Source organism: Stenotrophomonas sp. YJH_SMC_130 (genome assembly GCF_059369035.1).
Window position 1 is genome coordinate 1 of sequence record NZ_JCAFSH010000007.1, and the last position, 17,566, is coordinate 17,566.

Annotated in this window: 12 protein-coding genes; 6 read left to right on the forward strand and 6 right to left on the reverse strand. The window is 67.1% G+C overall.

Going from position 1 to position 17,566, the window contains the following annotated elements; translation table 11 throughout:
- Nucleotides 1-322: 322 nt before the first annotated feature.
- On the forward strand, nucleotides 323-859 hold the full coding sequence (locus AC5P5V_RS10880; RefSeq protein ID WP_134969443.1) for an adenine phosphoribosyltransferase: 537 nt from the start codon (nucleotides 323-325) through the stop codon (nucleotides 857-859).
- Between the two features lie 92 nt (nucleotides 860-951).
- Here AC5P5V_RS10880 and dbpA read toward each other — a convergent pair whose 3' ends face one another.
- Both dbpA and AC5P5V_RS10890 read right to left on the reverse strand, forming a co-directional pair.
- Nucleotides 952-2,328 carry an ATP-dependent RNA helicase DbpA gene (gene dbpA, locus AC5P5V_RS10885; RefSeq protein ID WP_134969442.1) on the reverse strand — a complete coding sequence of 459 codons (1,377 nt, stop codon included), beginning with the start codon at nucleotides 2,326-2,328 and terminating at the stop codon, nucleotides 952-954.
- Nucleotides 2,329-2,482: 154 nt separating this feature from the next.
- The gene (locus AC5P5V_RS10890; protein WP_134969441.1) at nucleotides 2,483-3,562 is read right to left on the reverse strand and encodes a YeiH family protein; all 1,080 of its coding nucleotides are present in this window, start codon (nucleotides 3,560-3,562) and stop codon (nucleotides 2,483-2,485) included.
- 102 nt (nucleotides 3,563-3,664) lie between these two features.
- Here AC5P5V_RS10890 and AC5P5V_RS10895 point away from each other — a divergent pair, with 102 nt between their 5' ends.
- Together AC5P5V_RS10895 and AC5P5V_RS10900 are read left to right on the forward strand one after the other, a co-directional pair.
- Nucleotides 3,665-4,540: a LysR family transcriptional regulator gene (locus AC5P5V_RS10895; protein WP_231352678.1), complete on the forward strand. Its 876-nt coding sequence runs from the start codon at nucleotides 3,665-3,667 to the stop codon at nucleotides 4,538-4,540.
- 165 nt (nucleotides 4,541-4,705) lie between these two features.
- On the forward strand, nucleotides 4,706-6,589 hold the full coding sequence (locus tag AC5P5V_RS10900) for an ATP-binding cassette domain-containing protein (protein WP_061477914.1): 1,884 nt from the start codon (nucleotides 4,706-4,708) through the stop codon (nucleotides 6,587-6,589).
- Nucleotides 6,590-6,744: 155 nt separating this feature from the next.
- Here the strand turns inward: AC5P5V_RS10900 and AC5P5V_RS10905 are convergent, their stop codons facing one another.
- Both AC5P5V_RS10905 and AC5P5V_RS10910 read right to left on the reverse strand, forming a co-directional pair.
- Nucleotides 6,745-7,206, reverse strand: coding sequence for a c-type cytochrome (locus AC5P5V_RS10905; RefSeq protein ID WP_005416218.1), 462 nt, complete (start codon nucleotides 7,204-7,206; stop codon nucleotides 6,745-6,747).
- Between the two features lie 9 nt (nucleotides 7,207-7,215).
- The gene (locus AC5P5V_RS10910; RefSeq protein ID WP_061477913.1) at nucleotides 7,216-7,599 is read right to left on the reverse strand and encodes a c-type cytochrome; all 384 of its coding nucleotides are present in this window, start codon (nucleotides 7,597-7,599) and stop codon (nucleotides 7,216-7,218) included.
- Nucleotides 7,600-7,804: 205 nt separating this feature from the next.
- Between AC5P5V_RS10910 and AC5P5V_RS10915 the strand changes: the two genes are divergently transcribed.
- From AC5P5V_RS10915 to AC5P5V_RS10925, 3 genes are read left to right on the forward strand one after another with little or no spacing between them, the layout of a single operon-like run.
- Complete coding sequence (locus tag AC5P5V_RS10915; protein WP_231352679.1) at nucleotides 7,805-8,950, forward strand: efflux RND transporter periplasmic adaptor subunit; 1,146 nt, start codon at nucleotides 7,805-7,807, stop codon at nucleotides 8,948-8,950.
- Nucleotides 8,947-12,468 carry an efflux RND transporter permease subunit gene (locus tag AC5P5V_RS10920; protein ID WP_321573212.1) on the forward strand — a complete coding sequence of 1,174 codons (3,522 nt, stop codon included), beginning with the start codon at nucleotides 8,947-8,949 and terminating at the stop codon, nucleotides 12,466-12,468. The genes AC5P5V_RS10915 and AC5P5V_RS10920 overlap by 4 nt, the downstream gene beginning before the upstream one ends.
- Nucleotides 12,465-15,551 (forward strand): efflux RND transporter permease subunit, encoded by a 3,087-nt coding sequence (locus AC5P5V_RS10925; protein WP_495215879.1) that lies wholly within the window; start codon nucleotides 12,465-12,467, stop codon nucleotides 15,549-15,551. Before AC5P5V_RS10920 ends, AC5P5V_RS10925 begins: the two co-directional genes overlap by 4 nt.
- A 256-nt stretch (nucleotides 15,552-15,807) precedes the next feature.
- On the opposite strand, the gene AC5P5V_RS10930 is transcribed toward AC5P5V_RS10925, so the two are convergent.
- Both AC5P5V_RS10930 and AC5P5V_RS10935 read right to left on the reverse strand, forming a co-directional pair.
- The gene (locus AC5P5V_RS10930) at nucleotides 15,808-17,028 is read right to left on the reverse strand and encodes a TraB/GumN family protein (protein WP_134968395.1); all 1,221 of its coding nucleotides are present in this window, start codon (nucleotides 17,026-17,028) and stop codon (nucleotides 15,808-15,810) included.
- 4 nt (nucleotides 17,029-17,032) lie between these two features.
- The gene (locus AC5P5V_RS10935; protein ID WP_005416225.1) at nucleotides 17,033-17,563 is read right to left on the reverse strand and encodes a GNAT family N-acetyltransferase; all 531 of its coding nucleotides are present in this window, start codon (nucleotides 17,561-17,563) and stop codon (nucleotides 17,033-17,035) included.
- Nucleotides 17,564-17,566: the final 3 nt, after the last annotated feature.

Sequence of the window (17,566 nt, forward strand, 5' to 3'; positions counted from 1 at the left end):
CCGTAGCGACGAGCAACGGCTTTGACCGATGTGGAGGTCTTGCAGGCCTCTTTGGCGACCTGCAGTTTGAAACGCGCGTCGTATCTGTTCATGTATCCCTCGGGGTTGGATCTGATGTCCAACTCCCGGGGGTCACTTCATGGACGGGTTTACGGCGTCTCCCGCCATCGGATCCACCCCGCCATCCCACAGGAAACCAGCTTCTGCCGTTGCCGTTGCTTGAAGCTTCCGCAGGTGCAGGGCGCAGCCCTGCCGACACCCCCAACAGGCAGCCGGCGCCCGGAACAGGTACCCTATGCCGCCATCAGATAGCCAATGTGACATGACCGACGCCATCGTCGTTCCGCAGTGGGCCTCCCGCCTGCGCGACATCGCCGACTTCCCCAAGCCCGGCATCCTCTTCAAGGACATCATGCCGCTGCTCGCCCATAGCGAGGACTTCCGCGGTGCCATCACCGCGATGGCCGACCGCTGGCGCGACCAGAAGCTGGACGCGGTGATCGGTATCGAATCGCGTGGCTTCATCCTTGGCGCCGCGATGGCACTGGAGCTGGGCGTGGGCTTCGTGCCGGTGCGCAAGCCGGGCAAGCTGCCGGGCCAGGTGCTGCGCGAGGAATACACGCTGGAGTACCGCAGCGACTGCATCGAAGTGCACGCCGACGCGTTGCCGTCCGGTGCCCGCGTCGCGATCATCGATGACGTGCTGGCCACCGGCGGCACGCTGGTCGCTGCGTTGTCGCTGGTTCGCCGCCTGGGTGTTGAAGTGGTCGGTGCAGGCGTGCTGGTCGAGCTCGACGGCCTGGGCGGCCGGGCCCGCTGGGAGGCGGGCTTGCCACTGCACACCGAACTGGTGTTCTGATCGAAGGGTGAATGCCAACCGGGGTTGGCATCTACCAGAGCGAAGAACCGGGAGCCGGTCGTTGCCAACCATGGTTGGCAACGCGGCTTCAATCACATCATCCGCACGCGGAAGCGACGGCCCTTGATCTTGCCGGCTTCCAGCCTGGCGACGGCCTTGTTGGCCTGTTCACGCGCGATCGCCACATAGGAGCGGGTCGGGAAGATCGCGATCTTCCCGATGAACTTGCTCGACAGGCCGGCATCGCCGGTCAGTGCGCCGAGGATGTCGCCCGGGCGCAGCTTGTCGGTCTTGCCGCCGTCGATGCGCAGGGTGCGCATCGCCGCCTGCGGCAACTCGGCCGGGCGCGAGGTCGCCAGTGGCGTCTTCTGCCAATCCAGCGGTTGCCCCATCTGCGCTTCGATGGCTTCGGCGCGGGTCTTTTCGCGGCCAGCCACCAGGCTGATCGCCAGGCCGCTGGCACCGGCACGGCCGGTACGGCCCACGCGGTGCTGGTAGCTCTCCACGTCGGTCGGCAGCTCGTAATTGATCACCGCCGCCAGCTCTTCCACATCGAGGCCGCGTGCAGCCACGTCGCTGGCCACCAGCACGTTGCAGCTGCGGTTGGCCAGCCGCAACAGCACTTCCTCACGGTCGCGCTGCTCCATGTCGCCGTGCAGGGCGAGTGCGGAGAAGCCGAACTGCTGCAGCGAGTTGGCCACTTCGTCCACGTCCTTGCGGGTATTGCAGAACACCACCGCCGATTCCGGCGTGTACTTCAACAGCAGGCCGGCCAGCGCCTTCTGGCGATGCGCCGGTTCCACCTCGCAGAACAGGTGGCGGATGGCCGGTGCCTGGTCGGCACCTTCCACGGTCACCTCCACCGTGTCGCGCAGCAGGTCACGCGCCATGGCGCGGATGCTGTCGGGGAAGGTGGCGGAGAACAGCAGGCTCTGGCGATCCCTGTGGGTGCGGCCGGCGATCTCGCGGATGGGCTCCTCGAAGCCCATGTCGAGCATGCGGTCGGCCTCGTCCAGCACCAGCGTGCGCACCGCGCCAAGATTCAGCGCGCGCTTGCGTGCCAGCTCCTGCACGCGGCCGGGCGTACCGACCACCACGTGCGGATCGTGGCCTTCCAGCGAGGCCAGCTGCGGGCCCAGCGGCACGCCACCCACCAGCAGCAACAGCTTCAGGTTGGGAATGCCGGTGGCCAGCTTGCGGATCTGCTTGCCGACCTGGTCGGCCAGTTCGCGGGTCGGGCACAGGACCAGCGCCTGCACGCGGATCAGGCTGGGGTCGATGGCCTGCAGCAGGCCCAGGCCGAAGGCGGCGGTCTTGCCGCTGCCGGTCGGCGCCTGTGCGATCACATCGCGGCCATCCAGGATGGCCGGCAGGCTCTGCGCCTGCACGGGGGTGAGGGTGGTGTAGCCGAGGGCGTCCAGGCCGGGCTGCAGGGCCGGGCTCAGCGGCAGGGTCGAGAAATCAGTCATGGCGCATTGTACCCGCCCGCGTGGCCGGTCCCGTCTAATAGGGCGGGGTCGGATCCCTTTCCGCAGGAAAGGGCTCTGATCCCCAATTGGAGCCGCCATCCATGCATGACGTGGATCTACGGGTGGGCGCCGACCCTGGTCGGTACGCTCCTGCTCAGCCCAGCACCGCCAACACACCCTGGTGGATCACCAGGCCACCGAACAGCAGCCAGGCGAACAGGATCAGCGCCAGCAGCAGTGGCTTCAGGCCGGCCTGGCGCAGCGCCGAGACATGGGTGGTCAGGCCCAGTGCGGCCATCGCCATCGCCAGCAGCACAGTATCCAGCTGCACCAGCCCGGCCTGCAGGCCAGCCGGCAGCAGGTGCAGCGAGTTGAAACCGGCCACCGCCACGAAACCGAACGCGAACCACGGCACTACGATGCGCGCCTTGCTGCCGTCGGCGCTGGCCTTCCCGCCACGCGCCAGCCACAACGACAACGCGACCAGGAACGGCGCCAGCAGCATCACCCGCACCATCTTGGTGATCACCGCGGTATCGGCGGCGGCCTCGCTGACCGTGCGGCCTGCGGCCACCACCTGCGCCACTTCGTGCACCGTCGCACCAGTGAACAGGCCGTACTGCCGTGCGTCCATCGCCAGCCAGCCGTGCGATTGCACCAGCGCATACAGGGCGGGGTACAGGAACATCGCCAGCGTGCCGAACACCACTACCGTCGACACCGCCACCGTGACCTGTGCCGCGCGGCCGCGCACCACCGGTTCGGCGGCCATCACCGCTGCCGCACCGCAGATCGCGCTGCCGGCGCCGATCAGCATTGCCGCCTCGCGTTCCATCTTGAACACACGTACGCCCAGCCAACAGGCCAGGCCGAAGGTGCTGGCGACCACCAGCACGTCCATCAGCACGCCGCTGACGCCGACATGACCGATGTCCTGGAAGGTCAGGCGCAGGCCGTACAGCACAATGCCGGCACGCAGCAGCCAGTGCTTGGAGAAACCGACGCCGGCCGCGCTGCTCGGTGCCAGCCGCGGGTAGAGCGTGTTGCCGACCACGATGCCGCCCACGATGGCGACGGTCAGTGCACTCAGGCCATGCGCCTGCAGCCAGGGAAGCTCGGCCAGGTACAGCGATGCCGCCGCGATCAGGCCCACCAGCAGAAGGCCGGGCAGGCGCGGCTGCCAGCGCTGGCGCAGGGCGGGCAGGGACCAGGGGGAGAGGGCGGGGGCGTTCATGGCAGGGGTAGGGCTGTAGTGACGAGGCAAGCGTGCGCCTTCGTCCATGACCTGTAAAACGAATAATATGGGTGAAATCTACCTATAGTATGGGTAATCTGCATGCGCCTGACCCTGCGCCAGCTTGAGGTTTTCGTTGCCATCGCCGACCACGGCAGCACCACCGCCGCCGGCCAGGCCATCGCGCTCTCGCAGTCGGCCAGCAGCGCCGCGCTGCAGGAACTGGAGGCGCACTTCGGTACGCCGCTGTTCGACCGCATCGGCCGTCGCCTGGCGCTGAACGGGCACGGCCGCGCACTGCTGGAGCCGGCGCGCACCCTGCTGGTCAATGCCGCCGATCTGGAGCGGCAGCTGGCCGCCGGCGGCGACCCATCGCAGGGAGCACCGCTGCGATTGGTGCTGGCCGCCAGTACCACCATCGGCAACTACCTGCTGCCGCCGCGCATTGCGGAACTGCTGCGGCAGGCGCCACAGGCCGAGGTCGACCTGCGCATCGACAACAGTGCCGGCGTAGTCGCCGCCGTGCAGCGCCTGGATGTGGACGCGGGCCTGATCGAAGGCCCGTGCCATGAACGCGGTTTGCAGGTCACGGCCTGGCAGCAGGATCCGCTGGTGATCGTCGCCGCCGCCGACGCGCCGCCGCGCTGGACGCTGGACGAACTGCGCCGCGCACGCTGGCTGCTGCGTGAGCCGGGCTCCGGCACCCGCGAAGCGGTGGAGCAGGCCCTGTTGCCGCATCTGCGAGGTTTCGCCCAGACCCTGCAGCTGGGCAATACCGAAGCGATCAAGCAGGCTGCGATCGCCGGCCTCGGATTGGCCTGCCTTTCGCGTCACGCGCTGGAAGAGCCGCTGGCGCTGGGTCGTCTGCGCGTGCTCGAGACGCCGCTGCCCGCCCTTCAGCGCACCCTGTGGCTGGTGCGCCACCCCGGCAAGCAATGGCTGCCCGGGTTGCAGGCGTTGCTGGGGGAGGTGGGGTAGCCGGGATCCATCCGCACAGCGCGAATTCCACGACGGGATCCGCGCCCCGCCGTCCCACAGGAAACCAGCTTTTGACGTTGCCGTTGAGGTTGCCGGCCAGCGGCCGGCACTACCGCGGGTGCCGGGTGCAACCCGGCCGACGCCCCCAACCCGTACAATATCCGGATGCCTCTGATTACTCTGCAGAACGTCGACTTCAGCGTCGGCGGCCCGTTGTTGCTGGAAAAGGCCGAACTGTCGATCGAGCCGGGCGAACGCATCGCCCTGATCGGCCGCAACGGCGCCGGCAAATCCACCCTGCTCAAGCTGCTGTCCGGCGACCACAAGCCCGATGACGGCGAAGTCCGTGTGCAGCAGGGCGTGCGCGTCACCCGCCTGGAGCAGGAAGTGCCACATGGCGCCGCCGGCTCGGTGTTCGACGTCGTCGCCGATGGCCTCGGTGAACTGGGCCAGTGGCTGGCCGAGTTCCACCATCTCAGCCATGCCGAGGTCTTCGATGGCGAAGCCCTGGGCAACGTGCAGGCCAAGATCGACGCCGCCAACGGCTGGGGCCTGGACCAGCGCGTCAGCGAAACCCTGACCAAGCTCGACCTGGACGGCGAGGCCGAGTTCGGCCGCCTGTCCGGCGGCATGAAGCGCCGCGTGCTGCTCGCCCGCGCGCTGGTGTCCAGCCCCGACGTGCTGTTGCTGGACGAACCGACCAACCACCTCGATATCGAAGCCATCGACTGGCTCGAAGCGTTCCTGAAGGGTTGGAGCGGCAGCGTAGTGTTCGTTACCCATGACCGCCGCTTCCTGCGTGCACTGGCCACCCGCATCGTCGAGATCGACCGTGGCCAGGTCACAAGCTGGCCGGGCGACTGGGCCAACTACGAGCGTCGCCGGGAGGAACGCCTCAACGCGCAGGCGCAGGAGAACGCGCGCTTCGACAAGCTGCTGGCGCAGGAAGAAGTCTGGATCCGCCAAGGCATCAAGGCGCGCCGCACCCGCGATGAGGGCCGCGTGCGCCGCCTGAAGGCGATGCGCGTGGAGCGTTCGCAGCGCCGTGATCTCAGCGGCAACGTCAAGATGGAAGCCGCGCAGGGCATCAGCTCCGGCAAGAAGGTCATCGACGTCAAGGATATTTCGTTCGCCTTCGGTGAGCGCACCATGGTCCGCGACTTCACCACCACCATCATGCGCGGCGACCGCATCGGCCTGATCGGCCCCAACGGCAGCGGCAAGACGACGCTGCTGAAGCTGCTGCTGGGCGAGCTGCAGCCGGCCAAGGGCGAAGTCAACGCCGGCACCAACCTGCAGATCGCCTATTTCGACCAGTACCGCGCGGTGCTGCGCGAAGACTGGAGCGCGATCGAGAACGTGGCCGAAGGCCGCGATTTCCTCGAGTTCAACGGCAAGCGCAAGCACGTGCATGCCTACCTGCAGGACTTCATGTTCACCCCCGAGCGCGCGCGCGCGCCGATCACCCGCCTGTCCGGTGGCGAACGCAACCGCCTGCTGCTGGCCAAGCTGTTCGCGCAGCCGTCCAATCTGCTGGTGATGGACGAACCGACCAACGACCTGGACGTGGAAACCCTGGAGCTGCTGGAAGAGCTGCTGGGCGAGTACACCGGCACCCTGCTGCTGGTCAGCCACGACCGTGACTTCATCGACAACGTGGTGACCTCCACGCTGGTGATGGAAGGCGACGGCGTGATCGGCGAGTACGTCGGTGGCTACAGCGACTGGCAGCGTTATGCGGCCAGCGTGGCAGCACCTGCCGCGACCCCCGCCGCCAAGCCGGCAGCCGCAGCACCTGCCGCACCGGCTGCTGCCACCCCGGCTGCGCCCAAGCGCAAGCTGGCCTACAAGGAAGCGCGCGAGCTGGAGCAGCTGCCGAAGACCATCGAGAAGCTGGAAAGCGATGTCGAAGGGCTGACCTCGGCGATGAACGATCCGTCGTTCTACACCCGCAGCAGTGCCGAAGTGACCGCGCACACCCAGCAGCTGGCCAAGGTGCAGGCCGAGCTGGATGCCGCGTACGCGCGCTGGGAAGAGCTGGAAGGCTGAGCGTTGACCGGCGCCAGCGGTTGCGCCGATTGATGTAGAGCCGAGCCCACGCTCGGCTCAGCAGATCCACGCCATGCGTGGATATCCGGAATCTGTGCGGACCAACGGTCCGCGCCTACCAACCGACGGTCCGCACCGGCCGGGGGGGCCGACCGTCATTTGACCCCGTGCAGATCCCGCAACTGGCTCGGCCGGCTGCCGAAATACGCGGCCAGATCGGCGATGTCCTGATCGCTCAGGTCCTTCGCCTGCGGCGTCATCAGCGCATGCTGGCGGTCGCCGGCGCGGTAGGCCTGCAGCGCATGCGCCAGATAGTCGCCGTACTGGCCACCCAGTTTCGGATAGGTCGGATCGATCGGCGCATTGCCGTCGGCCCCATGGCAGTCGATGCAGCTCTGGTTGGTGGCCTTGCCCTTCACCTTGGCGCGGGCTTCACCGGCGGCCTCGCGGCCTGCCGGCAGGCCGGCGGAGGACGAAGAGCCGTGTTCGCCGCTGGCATGGCCCGGGTCGGCGGCGGATTTCTCGCTGTTTTCCACCTGCGACTGCGAACAGGCCGCCAGCAGCAGGGCAACGGACAGGGCGATGGCGTGACGCATCGGATGCGCGGCTTTCGACATGGGCGGGCCTTACTTGACGGTGGACAGGTAAACAGAGAGATCGGCGATCTCCTGTTCGCTGAAACTCATCGACTGCGCCTGCATCGTCGGATGCCGGCGCTTGCCCTGGCGGTACTCGGTCAGGGCCTGGGCCAGGTACTGCTGGGTCTGGCCGCCGATCTTCGGCACCCGGTAGCTGGGGTAGGCGTTCTTGTAGCCGGTGATGCCGTGGCACCCCTGGCAGGTGTAGGCCAGGACACGGCCATTGTCGAAGTTGCCGGTGGGCGTGGCAGGCGCCGGCGCGGCGGCAGGCGCCGGGGCGGGTGTGGCAGGAGCGGGAGCGGGCTGTGCGGCGGCCCCAAGGGGCAGGAGGACGGCCAGAGCGAGACAAGCGGCGAGCGGCTGCGGGCGCATGGTGTCGTTTCCGGGGATTCGGGTCTGGTCGTTCCGGCGTGGGGTACGGAACGACCCGAGTATAGCCTCAGGTTTCATCTAGCTGAAATGGGGGCGGGCCGACCAGCGGCGTGAAGACACCATGACCTTTGGGATATGGTGTTGCCGTGAAGTGGTGCATTACTTTGCTACCACACCTGCCCACGCATCCTCCAGGGAACTGACGATGTCGCACCCAACCTTCCTGTCCGGCCGTCGCAGCGGAATCTGCGCTGCCGCACTGCTGATCTCCACCTCCCTGCTGCTGGGCGGTTGCGCCGCAGGGCCCAATTCCGAAGCCAAGGCTGCCGAGACCAAGGAGGAGAAGAAGGTCGACGCAGTCCCGGTCGAAGTGGCGGTGGCCAGCCATCGTGCCGTCGCAGCCAGCTACACCGGCACCGCGGCGCTGGAGCCACGTGCCGAGTCGCAGGTGGTCGCCAAGACCTCCGGCGTAGCCCTGGCGGTGCTGGTCGAGGAAGGGCAGCGGGTCACCGCCGGCCAGCCGCTGGTGCGGCTGGACCCGGACCGCGCGCGCCTGGCCGTGGCGCAGAGCGAAGCGCAGATGCGCAAGCTGGAAAACAACTACCAGCGCGCACAGAAGCTGGTCGGCCAGCAGATGGTCAGCGCCGCCGATGTCGACCAGCTGCGCTACGATCTGGAGAACGTCCGTGCGCAGTACCGCCTGGCCACGCTGGAGCTGTCCTACACCACGGTCGTGGCACCGATCTCCGGTGTGATCGCCTCACGCTCGATCAAGACCGGCAACTTCGTGCAGATCAATACACCGATCTTCCGCATCGTCGACAACTCGCGGCTGGAGGCCACCCTCAACGTACCCGAACGTGAGCTGGCCACCCTGCGCGCCGGCCAGCCGGTGACGCTGGCGGCCGACGCACTGCCGGGCCAGAGCTTCACCGGCACCGTTGACCGCATCGCGCCGGTGGTGGACTCGGGCAGCGGCACGTTTCGCGTGGTCAGTGCCTTCGATGGCGCCGCCCACGCGCTGCAGCCCGGCATGTTCGGCCGCATCCGCATCGATTACGACCAGCGTGCCGATGCGCTGGTGGTGCCGCGCCTGGCGTTGCTCGATGACGGTGAACCTGCGGTGTTCCGCGTGCGCGAAGGCAAGGTCGCACGCGTTCCGGTCAAGCTGGGTTACGCCGAGGGCCCGTGGGTGGAGATCCGTGATGGCCTGGCGGCCGGTGATCAGGTGGTCACCGCCGGCAAGGTCGCGCTGCGCGACGGCACCGCAGTGCAGGTGATCGCCGATCCGAAGGCGAAGGCGGTCGCGGCGGCCGCCAAGCCCGCAGACAAGGCCGGGAGCAAGCAATGACCGCCCCGGGCCACGACCACGGTGCCTCGCCGGCGAGCGACGGCGCCGCCGCCGGCATGCGCGGCGGCCTGGTGGAATTCGCCACGCGCCGCCGCGTGACCATCGCCATGTGCACGGTCACCCTGCTGCTGTTCGGCCTGATCGCGCTCGGCAACCTCAAGGTCAACCTGCTGCCCGACCTGAGCTACCCGACGCTGACCGTGCGCACCGAATACACCGGTGCGGCGCCGACCGAAATCGAAACCCTGATCACCCAGCCGGTTGAAGAAGCGGTGGGCGTGGTCAAGAACCTGCGCAAGCTGAAGTCGGTCTCGCGCACCGGCCAGAGCGATGTGGTGCTGGAGTTCGCCTGGGGCACCAACATGGACCAGGCCAGCCTGGAGGTGCGTGACAAGATGGAAGCGCTGAACCTGCCGCTGGAGGCCAAGGCCCCGGTGCTGCTGCGCTTCAATCCGTCCACCGAGCCGATCATGCGCCTGGTGCTGTCCAACAAGGTCGCGCCGGCCAGCGATGCCGACGCGGTCCGCGAGCTGACCGGCCTGCGCCGCTATGCCGATGAAGACCTGAAGAAGAAGCTCGAGCCGGTCACCGGCGTGGCAGCAGTGAAGGTGGGCGGTGGACTGGAGGACGAGATCCAGGTCGACATCGACCAGCAGAAGCTGGCGCAGCTGAACCTGCCGATCGACACCGTCATCAAGCGTCTCAAGGACGAGAACATCAACATCTCCGGCGGTCGCCTGGAAGAGGGCTCCCAGCGCTTCCTGGTGCGTACCGTCAACCAGTTCGCCGACCTCGAGGAAATCCGCAACCTGCTGGTCACCACCCAGGGTTCGAACGGCAGTGCAGCCGACTCGGCGCTGCAGCAGATGTTCAACATCGCCGCGTCGACCGGTTCGGCTGCAGCCATCGCGGCGGCGTCGGCGGCACAGAGCGCATCATCCGGCGGCGGCTCCAGCGTGGTCGCCAACGGCGTGCCGGTGCGCCTGAAGGACGTGGCCACCGTGCGCCAGGGCTACAAGGAGCGCGAAGCGATCATCCGCCTGGGCGGCAAGGAGGCGGTCGAGCTGGCCATCTACAAGGAAGGTGATGCCAACACCGTGTCGACCGCCGAAGCGCTGCGCAAGCGCCTGGAGCAGATCAAGGGCACGTTCCCGTCCGATGTCGAGCTGACCACCATCGAGGACCAGTCGCGCTTCATCGAGCACGCCATCGCCGACGTCAAGAAGGATGCCGTGATCGGTGGCCTGCTGGCGATCCTGATCATCTTCCTGTTCCTGCGCGATGGCTGGAGCACGTTCGTGATCAGCCTGTCGTTGCCGGTCTCGATCATCGCCACGTTCTTCTTCATGGGCCAGCTCGGGCTGAGCCTGAACGTGATGTCGCTGGGCGGTCTGGCATTGGCCACCGGCCTGGTGGTGGATGACTCGATCGTGGTGCTGGAGAGCATCGCCAAGGCCCGTGAGCGTGGCCTGGGCATCCTGCAGGCGGCGATCGCCGGCACCCGTGAAGTGAGCATGGCGGTGGTCGCCTCGACCCTGACCACCATCGCGGTGTTCCTGCCGCTGGTGTTCGTCGACGGCATCGCCGGGCAGCTGTTCCGCGACCAGGCGCTGACCGTGGCGATCGCCATCGCGATCTCGCTGCTGGTGTCGATGACCCTGATCCCGATGCTGAGCTCGCTGAAGGGGCGGCCACCGCTGGCGTTCCCGGAAGAGGCGCCGAACTCAGTATGGCAGCCGCAAAAGCGCTGGCAGAAGCCGGTCGCGCTGGGCCGCCGTGGCGTGGTTGCCAGCGTGCGCTGGAGCTTCTATGCGCTGGCCTGGCTTGTCGTGCGCGTGTGGCGTGGCGTGGTGGCAGTGGTCGGCCCGGTAATGCGCAAGGCCAGCGACCTGGCGATGAAACCCTATGCAGGCGCCGAGCGAGGCTACCTGCGCCTGCTGCCGAGTGCGCTGGCGCATCCCGGCAAGGTGCTGGGCGTGGCAGCCATCATCTTCGTGGCGACCATGGCGCTGGTACCAATGCTTGGCGCGGACCTGATTCCGCAGCTGGCGCAGGACCGGTTCGAAATGACGGTGAAGCTGCCGGCCGGCACGCCGCTGAAGCAGACCGATGCGCTGGTGCGCGAGCTGCAGCTGGCGCACGGCAAGGGGGAGGGCGTGGCCTCGCTGTATGGCGTCAGTGGCAGCGGCACCCGGCTGGATGCCAGTCCGACCGAAAGCGGTGAGAACATCGGCAAGCTGACTGTGGTGATGGAAGGTGGTGGCAACGCGCGCACCGAAGCAGCAATCACCGAGCGCCTGCGCGGCACCATGAGCCAGCACCCGGGCGCCCAGGTCGACTTCGCGCGGCCGGCATTGTTCAGCTTCTCCACGCCGTTGGAAATCGAACTGCGCGGGCAGGACATGGCCACCCTGGAAGTGGCCGGGCAACGCCTGGCGGCGATGCTGCGCGGCAATGCGCACTACGCCGACGTGAAATCGACGGTGGAAGAGGGGTTCCCGGAAATCCAGATCCGCTTCGACCAGGAACGCGCGGGTGCGCTGGGCCTGACCACCCGCCAGATCGCCGACGTGGTGGTGAAGAAGGTGCGCGGCGACGTCGCCACCCGCTACAGCTTCCGTGATCGCAAGATCGACGTGCTGGTGCGTGCCCAGGAAGGTGACCGCGCCAGCGTCGAGAGCATCCGCCGGCTGATCGTCAACCCGGGCAGCACCCGCCCGGTGACCCTGGACGCGGTGGCCGACGTGGTCGCCACCACCGGCCCCAGCGAGATCCATCGTGCCGACCAGACCCGGGTGGCGGTGGTATCGGCCAACCTGCGCGACATCGACCTTGGCGCAGCCATGCGCGAAGTGCAGCAGATGGTGGCCGAGCAGCCGCTGGGCGCGGGCGTTGGCCTGCACATCGGTGGCCAGGGCGAGGAGTTGGCGCAGGCGGCGAAGTCGCTGATCTTCGCCTTTGGACTGGCGATCTTCCTGGTCTATCTGGTGATGGCCTCGCAGTTCGAGTCGCTGCTGCACCCGTTCGTGATCCTGTTCACCATCCCGCTGGCGCTGGTCGGCGCGATCCTGGCGCTGATGCTGACCGGCAAGCCCATCTCGGTGGTGGTGTTCATCGGCCTGATCCTGCTGGTCGGCCTGGTCACCAAGAACGCGATCATCCTGATCGACAAGGTCAACCAGCTGCGCGAAGCCGGCGTGGCCAAGCATGAGGCGCTGGTGGAAGGCGCGCGTTCGCGCCTGCGCCCGATCATTATGACCACGCTGTGCACGCTGTTCGGCTTCCTGCCGCTGGCGGTGGCGATGGGCGAGGGCGCCGAAGTGCGTGCACCGATGGCGATCACCGTGATCGGTGGCCTGCTGGTGTCGACGCTGCTGACGCTGCTGGTGATCCCGGTGGTGTACGACCTGATGGATCGTCGCGGCGACGCCTACTACCGTGAGCGCGGCCGCAAGCATGCCGGTGAAGGCCTGCATGGCGACGAGGGCGGCACGGCAGGTGTGGAGGAGCCGGCATGAGCGTTGCCGAGTTCTCCATCCGCCGCCCGGTCACCACCATCATGTGCTTCGTGTCGCTGGTGGTGATCGGCCTGATCGCTTCGTTCCGGCTGCCGTTGGAGGCGCTGCCGGACATCTCCGCGCCGTTCCTGTTCGTGCAGATCCCATACACCGGTTCGACGCCCGAGGAAGTGGAGCGGACCATCATCCGCCCGGTCGAGGAGTCGCTGGCGACGATGACCGGCATCAAGCGCATGCGCTCATCGGCCACCTCCGAGGCGGCGCTGATCTACATCGAGTTCAGCGACTGGGACCGCGACATCGCCATTGCGGCGTCCGACGCGCGCGAGCGTATCGATGCGATCCGCAGCGACCTGCCCGACGACCTGCAGCGCTACAACGTGTTCAAGTGGTCCAGCAGTGACCAGCCGGTACTGAAGGTGCGGCTGGCCAGCACCACCGACCTGACCACTGCCTATGACATGCTCGACCGTGAGTTCAAGCGGCGCATCGAGCGTATTCCCGGTGTGGCCCGCGTCGATATCACCGGTGCACCGCCGAACGAGGTGGAGATCGCCATCGATCCGAACCGGCTCAACGCGCATGGGTTGAGCATCAACGAGCTGAGCGAGCGCCTGCGCACGCTGAACTTCTCGATCTCGGCCGGTCAGATCGACGACAACGGCCAGCGCGTGCGCGTGCAGCCGGTGGGCGAGATCACCGACCTGCAGGAAATGCGCGAGCTGGTGATCAACGCCAAGGGTCTGCGCCTGGGCGATATCGCCGACGTGCGCCTGAAGCCGGCGCGGATGAACTACGGGCGCCGTCTGGACGGCAACCCGGCGGTGGGCCTGGATATCTTCAAGGAGCGCAGTGCCAACCTGGTGGACGTCTCGCGTGCGGCGCTGGCCGAAGTCGAGGCGATCCGCGCGCAGCCGTCGATGCGCGACGTGCAGATCAAGGTGATCGACAACCAGGGCAAGGCGGTGACCTTGTCGCTGCTGGAACTGGCCGAAGCCGGTGCGGTCGGCCTGATCCTGTCGGTGACGGTGCTGTTCTTCTTCCTGCGCCATTGGCCGTCGACGCTGATGGTGACCCTGGCCATTCCGATCTGCTTCACCATCACCCTGGGCTTCATGTACTTCGTCGGGGTGACGCTGAACATCCTGACCATGATGGGCCTGCTGCTGGCCGTGGGCATGCTGGTCGACAACGCCGTGGTGGTGGTGGAGAGCATCTACCAGGAGCGCGAGCGCATGCCGGGGCAGCCACGGCTGGCATCGATCATCGGTACCCGCAACGTGGCCATCGCGCTCAGCGCCGGTACGCTGTGCCACTGCATCGTGTTCGTGCCGAACCTGTTCGGCGAGACCAACAACATCAGCATCTTCATGGCGCAGATCGCGATCACCATCTCGGTCTCGCTGCTGGCCTCGTGGCTGGTCGCGGTCAGCCTGATTCCGATGCTGTCCGCACGCATGGCCACACCCAAGCTGGTGCACTCGCAGACCGGCCTGATCGCGCGTCTGCAACGGCGCTATGCACAGCTGCTGGACTGGTCACTGCATCACCGCGGCTGGAGCCTGCTCGGCATCCTGCTGGTGGTGCTGGTCAGCCTGGTGCCGATGAAACTGACCAAGGTCGACATGTTCGGTGGCGAGGGCGGCAAGGACATCTTCATCGGCTACATGTGGAAGGGCGCCTACACCTACCGGCAGATGTCCGAGGAAGTGGCGCGCGTGGAGAGCTGGATCGACCAGAACCGCGAGCGCCTGCACGTCAAGCAGGTGTACTCCTGGTACAGCGAGCAGGAAGGCAGCTCCACGGTGGTCACCCTGGACGAGAAGTACGCCAAGGACATCAAGGCGCTGCAGGAAGAGTTGCGCAAGGGCCTGCCGAAGTCCGCCCGCACCGACTATTTCGTCGGCAACCAGGGCGGCGATGGCGGGGGTGGCGGCAACCAGGGCGTGCAGGTGCAGCTGGTCGGCGATTCCAGCTCGATGCTGCATGAGATCGGCCAGGAAGTGGTGCCGTTGCTGGCGCAGCGTGCCGAACTGCGGGACGTGCGCATCGACAATGGCGAGAAGGGCGGCGAGCTGAAGGTGCGCGTCGACCGTGAGCGTGCCGCAGCGTTCGGCTTCAACGCCGAACAGGTGGCCAGCTTCGTCGGCCTGGCGCTGCGCGGTGCCCCAATGCGCGAGTTCCGCCGCGGTGACAATGAAGTGCCGGTGTGGGTGCGCTTTGCCGGCGCCGAGCAGAGCAGCCCGGAAGACCTGGCCGGTTTCAGCGTGCGTACCGGCGATGGCCGCAGCGTGCCGCTGCTGAGTCTGGTCACCGTGGACGTTGGTTCGTCGGCCACCCAGATCGGCCGTACCAACCGTCAGACGACATTGACCATCAAGGCCAACCTGGCCGGGAAGGTCACCGCACCGGACGGGCGCAAGGCGATAGAGGCCGTGCTCAAGCCGATGAACTTCCCGGCGGGCTACGGCTTCACCTTCGATGGCGGCGACTACGGCAACGACGACGAGGCGATGCAGCAGATGGTGTTCAACCTGCTGATCGCACTGGTGATGATCTATGTGGTGATGGCGGCGGTGTTCGAGTCGCTGCTGTTCCCGGCAGCGATCATGAGTGGCGTGCTGTTCTCGATCTTCGGCGTGTTCTGGCTGTTCTGGATCACCGGCACCTCGTTCGGGATCATGTCCTTCATCGGCATCCTGGTGCTGATGGGCGTGGTGGTGAACAACGGCATCGTGATGATCGAGCACATCAACAACCTGCGGCGCAGCGGCATGGGCCGTACCCAGGCGCTGGTGGAAGGCTCACGCGAACGCCTGCGCCCGATCATGATGACCATGGGCACGGCGATCCTGGCGATGGTGCCGATCTCGCTGACCGACACGCAGATGTTCGGCAATGGCCCGGAGTACTCGCCGATGGCGCGCGCGATTGCCGGCGGCCTGGCGTTCTCGACCGTGGTCAGCCTGCTGTTCCTGCCGACGATCTACGCGGTGCTCGATGACCTGCGCAATGCCGTGACGCGGCTGATCCGCCGCGCGCGTGGAGTGGAAATGGTAGAGCCGGGCGCTGCCCGGCTGTAACGCACGTCAACGTGTTGTGGTGTGGGGGAGGCCGGTCGTAGTGGGGCGGCCTCCCCCTTTTTTTCTGCTCGCCGCGTCTGTTTGTCTCTGTAGAGCCGAAGGCAACGGCAGGAGCCGCTGCCAACGTCGCTTGCGACGGTCCGGAGGGTGTCGGCCAGGACGGCCGGCATAGCCATGCTCGGCTGCTGTTCGCCGCGTTGCGGCATCGCCCGGGCATGGGCTCGGGCGCTACAGATTCCGTGGCCGGTTGAAAGGCTTACCCGGCGACCTTGCCCCACACCTTGAACGTGGTCAGCCACAGGCCGAGCATGCTGCCGATGTTGGTCAGCATGAAGGTCAGCACCACGCGGGTAACGCGATTGCGGTACCAGCCCTTCAGGCTCTGCGCATCGTCGCGCAGCTTCAGGAAGTCCTCGTAGGCTGGCTTGCGCACACGCGCTTCCACCAGTGCCGAGAAGGCGCCGGTCGGGATGCTCAGGCGGAACGGCTTGAACGGGGCCACCGCGATCGCGGTGAGGATGCTCAACGGGTGACCGCCGGCCAGAAGGCAGCCCAGGCCGGCCAGGCCGCCGGTATACATCGCCCAGGTTGCCAGCAGCTCGGTGCCTACGCCCAGGCCGCCGCGGTAGAAGCCTACGCCGATGCCGGTCGCCACGATCGCCAGGATGCCCAGCGTGAACCACGGGATGTTGCGCTTCTTCGGCACCGCCTCCAGCTCGGCGCGCAGCGGCGCCGGTGCCTCGGTGTCGGTTTCCAGGTGGCGTGCCAGACCCGCCAGGTGGCCGGCTCCGACCACTGCCAGCACTTCGCGCTGGTGCGGGTCGCGTTCTTCGCGCAGACGGGTGGCCATGTAGCGGTCGCGCTCGCCGATGATGGTTTCGTACAGCGCCGGACTCTCGCTGGCGAACTCACCGAAGCTCGATTCCAGCATGTCGCCCTGCTTGAGCTTCTCGATCTCGTTCTCGCCCACTTCCTCGGACGAGAACAGGCCGGCGCCGAGGCCGGCAACCAGCTTCAGCTTGCCGAAGAAGCCCAGCCGTTGCGACGCACGACGGAAGGTCAGGCCGACCTCGCGGTCGATCAGGTGCACCGGCAGGTTGCGCTCGCGCGCCAGCTCCACCGCGCGCTTCAGCTCGGCACCGGGCTCGATGTCGAGTTGCTCGGCCAAGCGACGCTGATAGGCGGACAGAGCCAGGTTGGCGGCGAACAGGGCGACGCGGCCCTTGCGGATCACCTCGACCAGGTCGAGCTTGGCGAGCGTGTCGGGGTCGCTCAGCGCCTGCAGGCGCTGCGGGTCCAGCTCGACGGCAACGGCATCGAAGCGGCCGCTGTCGATGGCTTTTTCAACGGCCTCGACGCTGGCGCGGGAGACGTGGGCGGTGCCCAGCAGGGTGTAGCGCACGCCGTCGCGTTCGACGACGCGCACCGGCTGGCCGGCGAACAGGTCGTCGCCGGTCTCGGGAAGGGTTTCGGTCATGGGTTCATTCATTGGAAGGTGCGGTGTCGGCGCCATCGCCGAGCGCGCGCTGCATCTGCACGGTGTCGAGCCAGCGGCCATGCTTGCGGCCGAGGCCGCGGAACACGCCCACCAGCTCGAAGCCGAAGCGTTCGTGCAGCTTGATCGAGGCGGTGTTGGTCGGTTCGCCGATCACCGCCACCATCTGCCGGTAGCCACGTGCCACGCAGGCGTCGATCAAGGCCTGCAGCAGGCCGGTGCCGACACCCTTGCCCTGGAACGCGGCATCGACGTAGACCGAGTTCTCCACGGTCCACTGGTAGGCAATGCGGGTGCGATAGGTGTTGGCATAGGCATAGCCAGCCACCTGGCCGTCGATCTCGGCGACCAGGTAGGGGAAGCCACGATCAATGATGTCGCGCATGCGGCGCAGCATCTCGGTCGCGTCCGGAATGTCGTACTCGTAGGTGTTGACGAAGTCGGTCACTTCCACCGCATAGATCGCGGTGATCGCGTCGATGTCGGCCGGGCCGGCATCACGGATGAGGACGGCCATGCG

What these genes read in the sequence shown, in the direction of transcription:
- AC5P5V_RS10880 (WP_134969443.1), top strand. Translation starts at nt 323, where the DNA reads ATGACCGACGCCATCGTCGTTCCGCAGTGGGCCTCCCGCCTGCGCGAC.
- dbpA (WP_134969442.1), bottom strand. Translation starts at nt 2,328, where the DNA reads ATGACTGATTTCTCGACCCTGCCGCTGAGCCCGGCCCTGCAGCCCGGC.
- AC5P5V_RS10890 (WP_134969441.1), bottom strand. Translation starts at nt 3,562, where the DNA reads ATGAACGCCCCCGCCCTCTCCCCCTGGTCCCTGCCCGCCCTGCGCCAG.
- AC5P5V_RS10895 (WP_231352678.1), top strand. Translation starts at nt 3,665, where the DNA reads ATGCGCCTGACCCTGCGCCAGCTTGAGGTTTTCGTTGCCATCGCCGAC.
- AC5P5V_RS10900 (WP_061477914.1), top strand. Translation starts at nt 4,706, where the DNA reads ATGCCTCTGATTACTCTGCAGAACGTCGACTTCAGCGTCGGCGGCCCG.
- AC5P5V_RS10905 (WP_005416218.1), bottom strand. Translation starts at nt 7,206, where the DNA reads ATGTCGAAAGCCGCGCATCCGATGCGTCACGCCATCGCCCTGTCCGTT.
- AC5P5V_RS10910 (WP_061477913.1), bottom strand. Translation starts at nt 7,599, where the DNA reads ATGCGCCCGCAGCCGCTCGCCGCTTGTCTCGCTCTGGCCGTCCTCCTG.
- AC5P5V_RS10915 (WP_231352679.1), top strand. Translation starts at nt 7,805, where the DNA reads ATGTCGCACCCAACCTTCCTGTCCGGCCGTCGCAGCGGAATCTGCGCT.
- AC5P5V_RS10920 (WP_321573212.1), top strand. Translation starts at nt 8,947, where the DNA reads ATGACCGCCCCGGGCCACGACCACGGTGCCTCGCCGGCGAGCGACGGC.
- AC5P5V_RS10925 (WP_495215879.1), top strand. Translation starts at nt 12,465, where the DNA reads ATGAGCGTTGCCGAGTTCTCCATCCGCCGCCCGGTCACCACCATCATG.
- AC5P5V_RS10930 (WP_134968395.1), bottom strand. Translation starts at nt 17,028, where the DNA reads ATGACCGAAACCCTTCCCGAGACCGGCGACGACCTGTTCGCCGGCCAG.
- AC5P5V_RS10935 (WP_005416225.1), bottom strand. Translation starts at nt 17,563, where the DNA reads ATGGCCGTCCTCATCCGTGATGCCGGCCCGGCCGACATCGACGCGATC.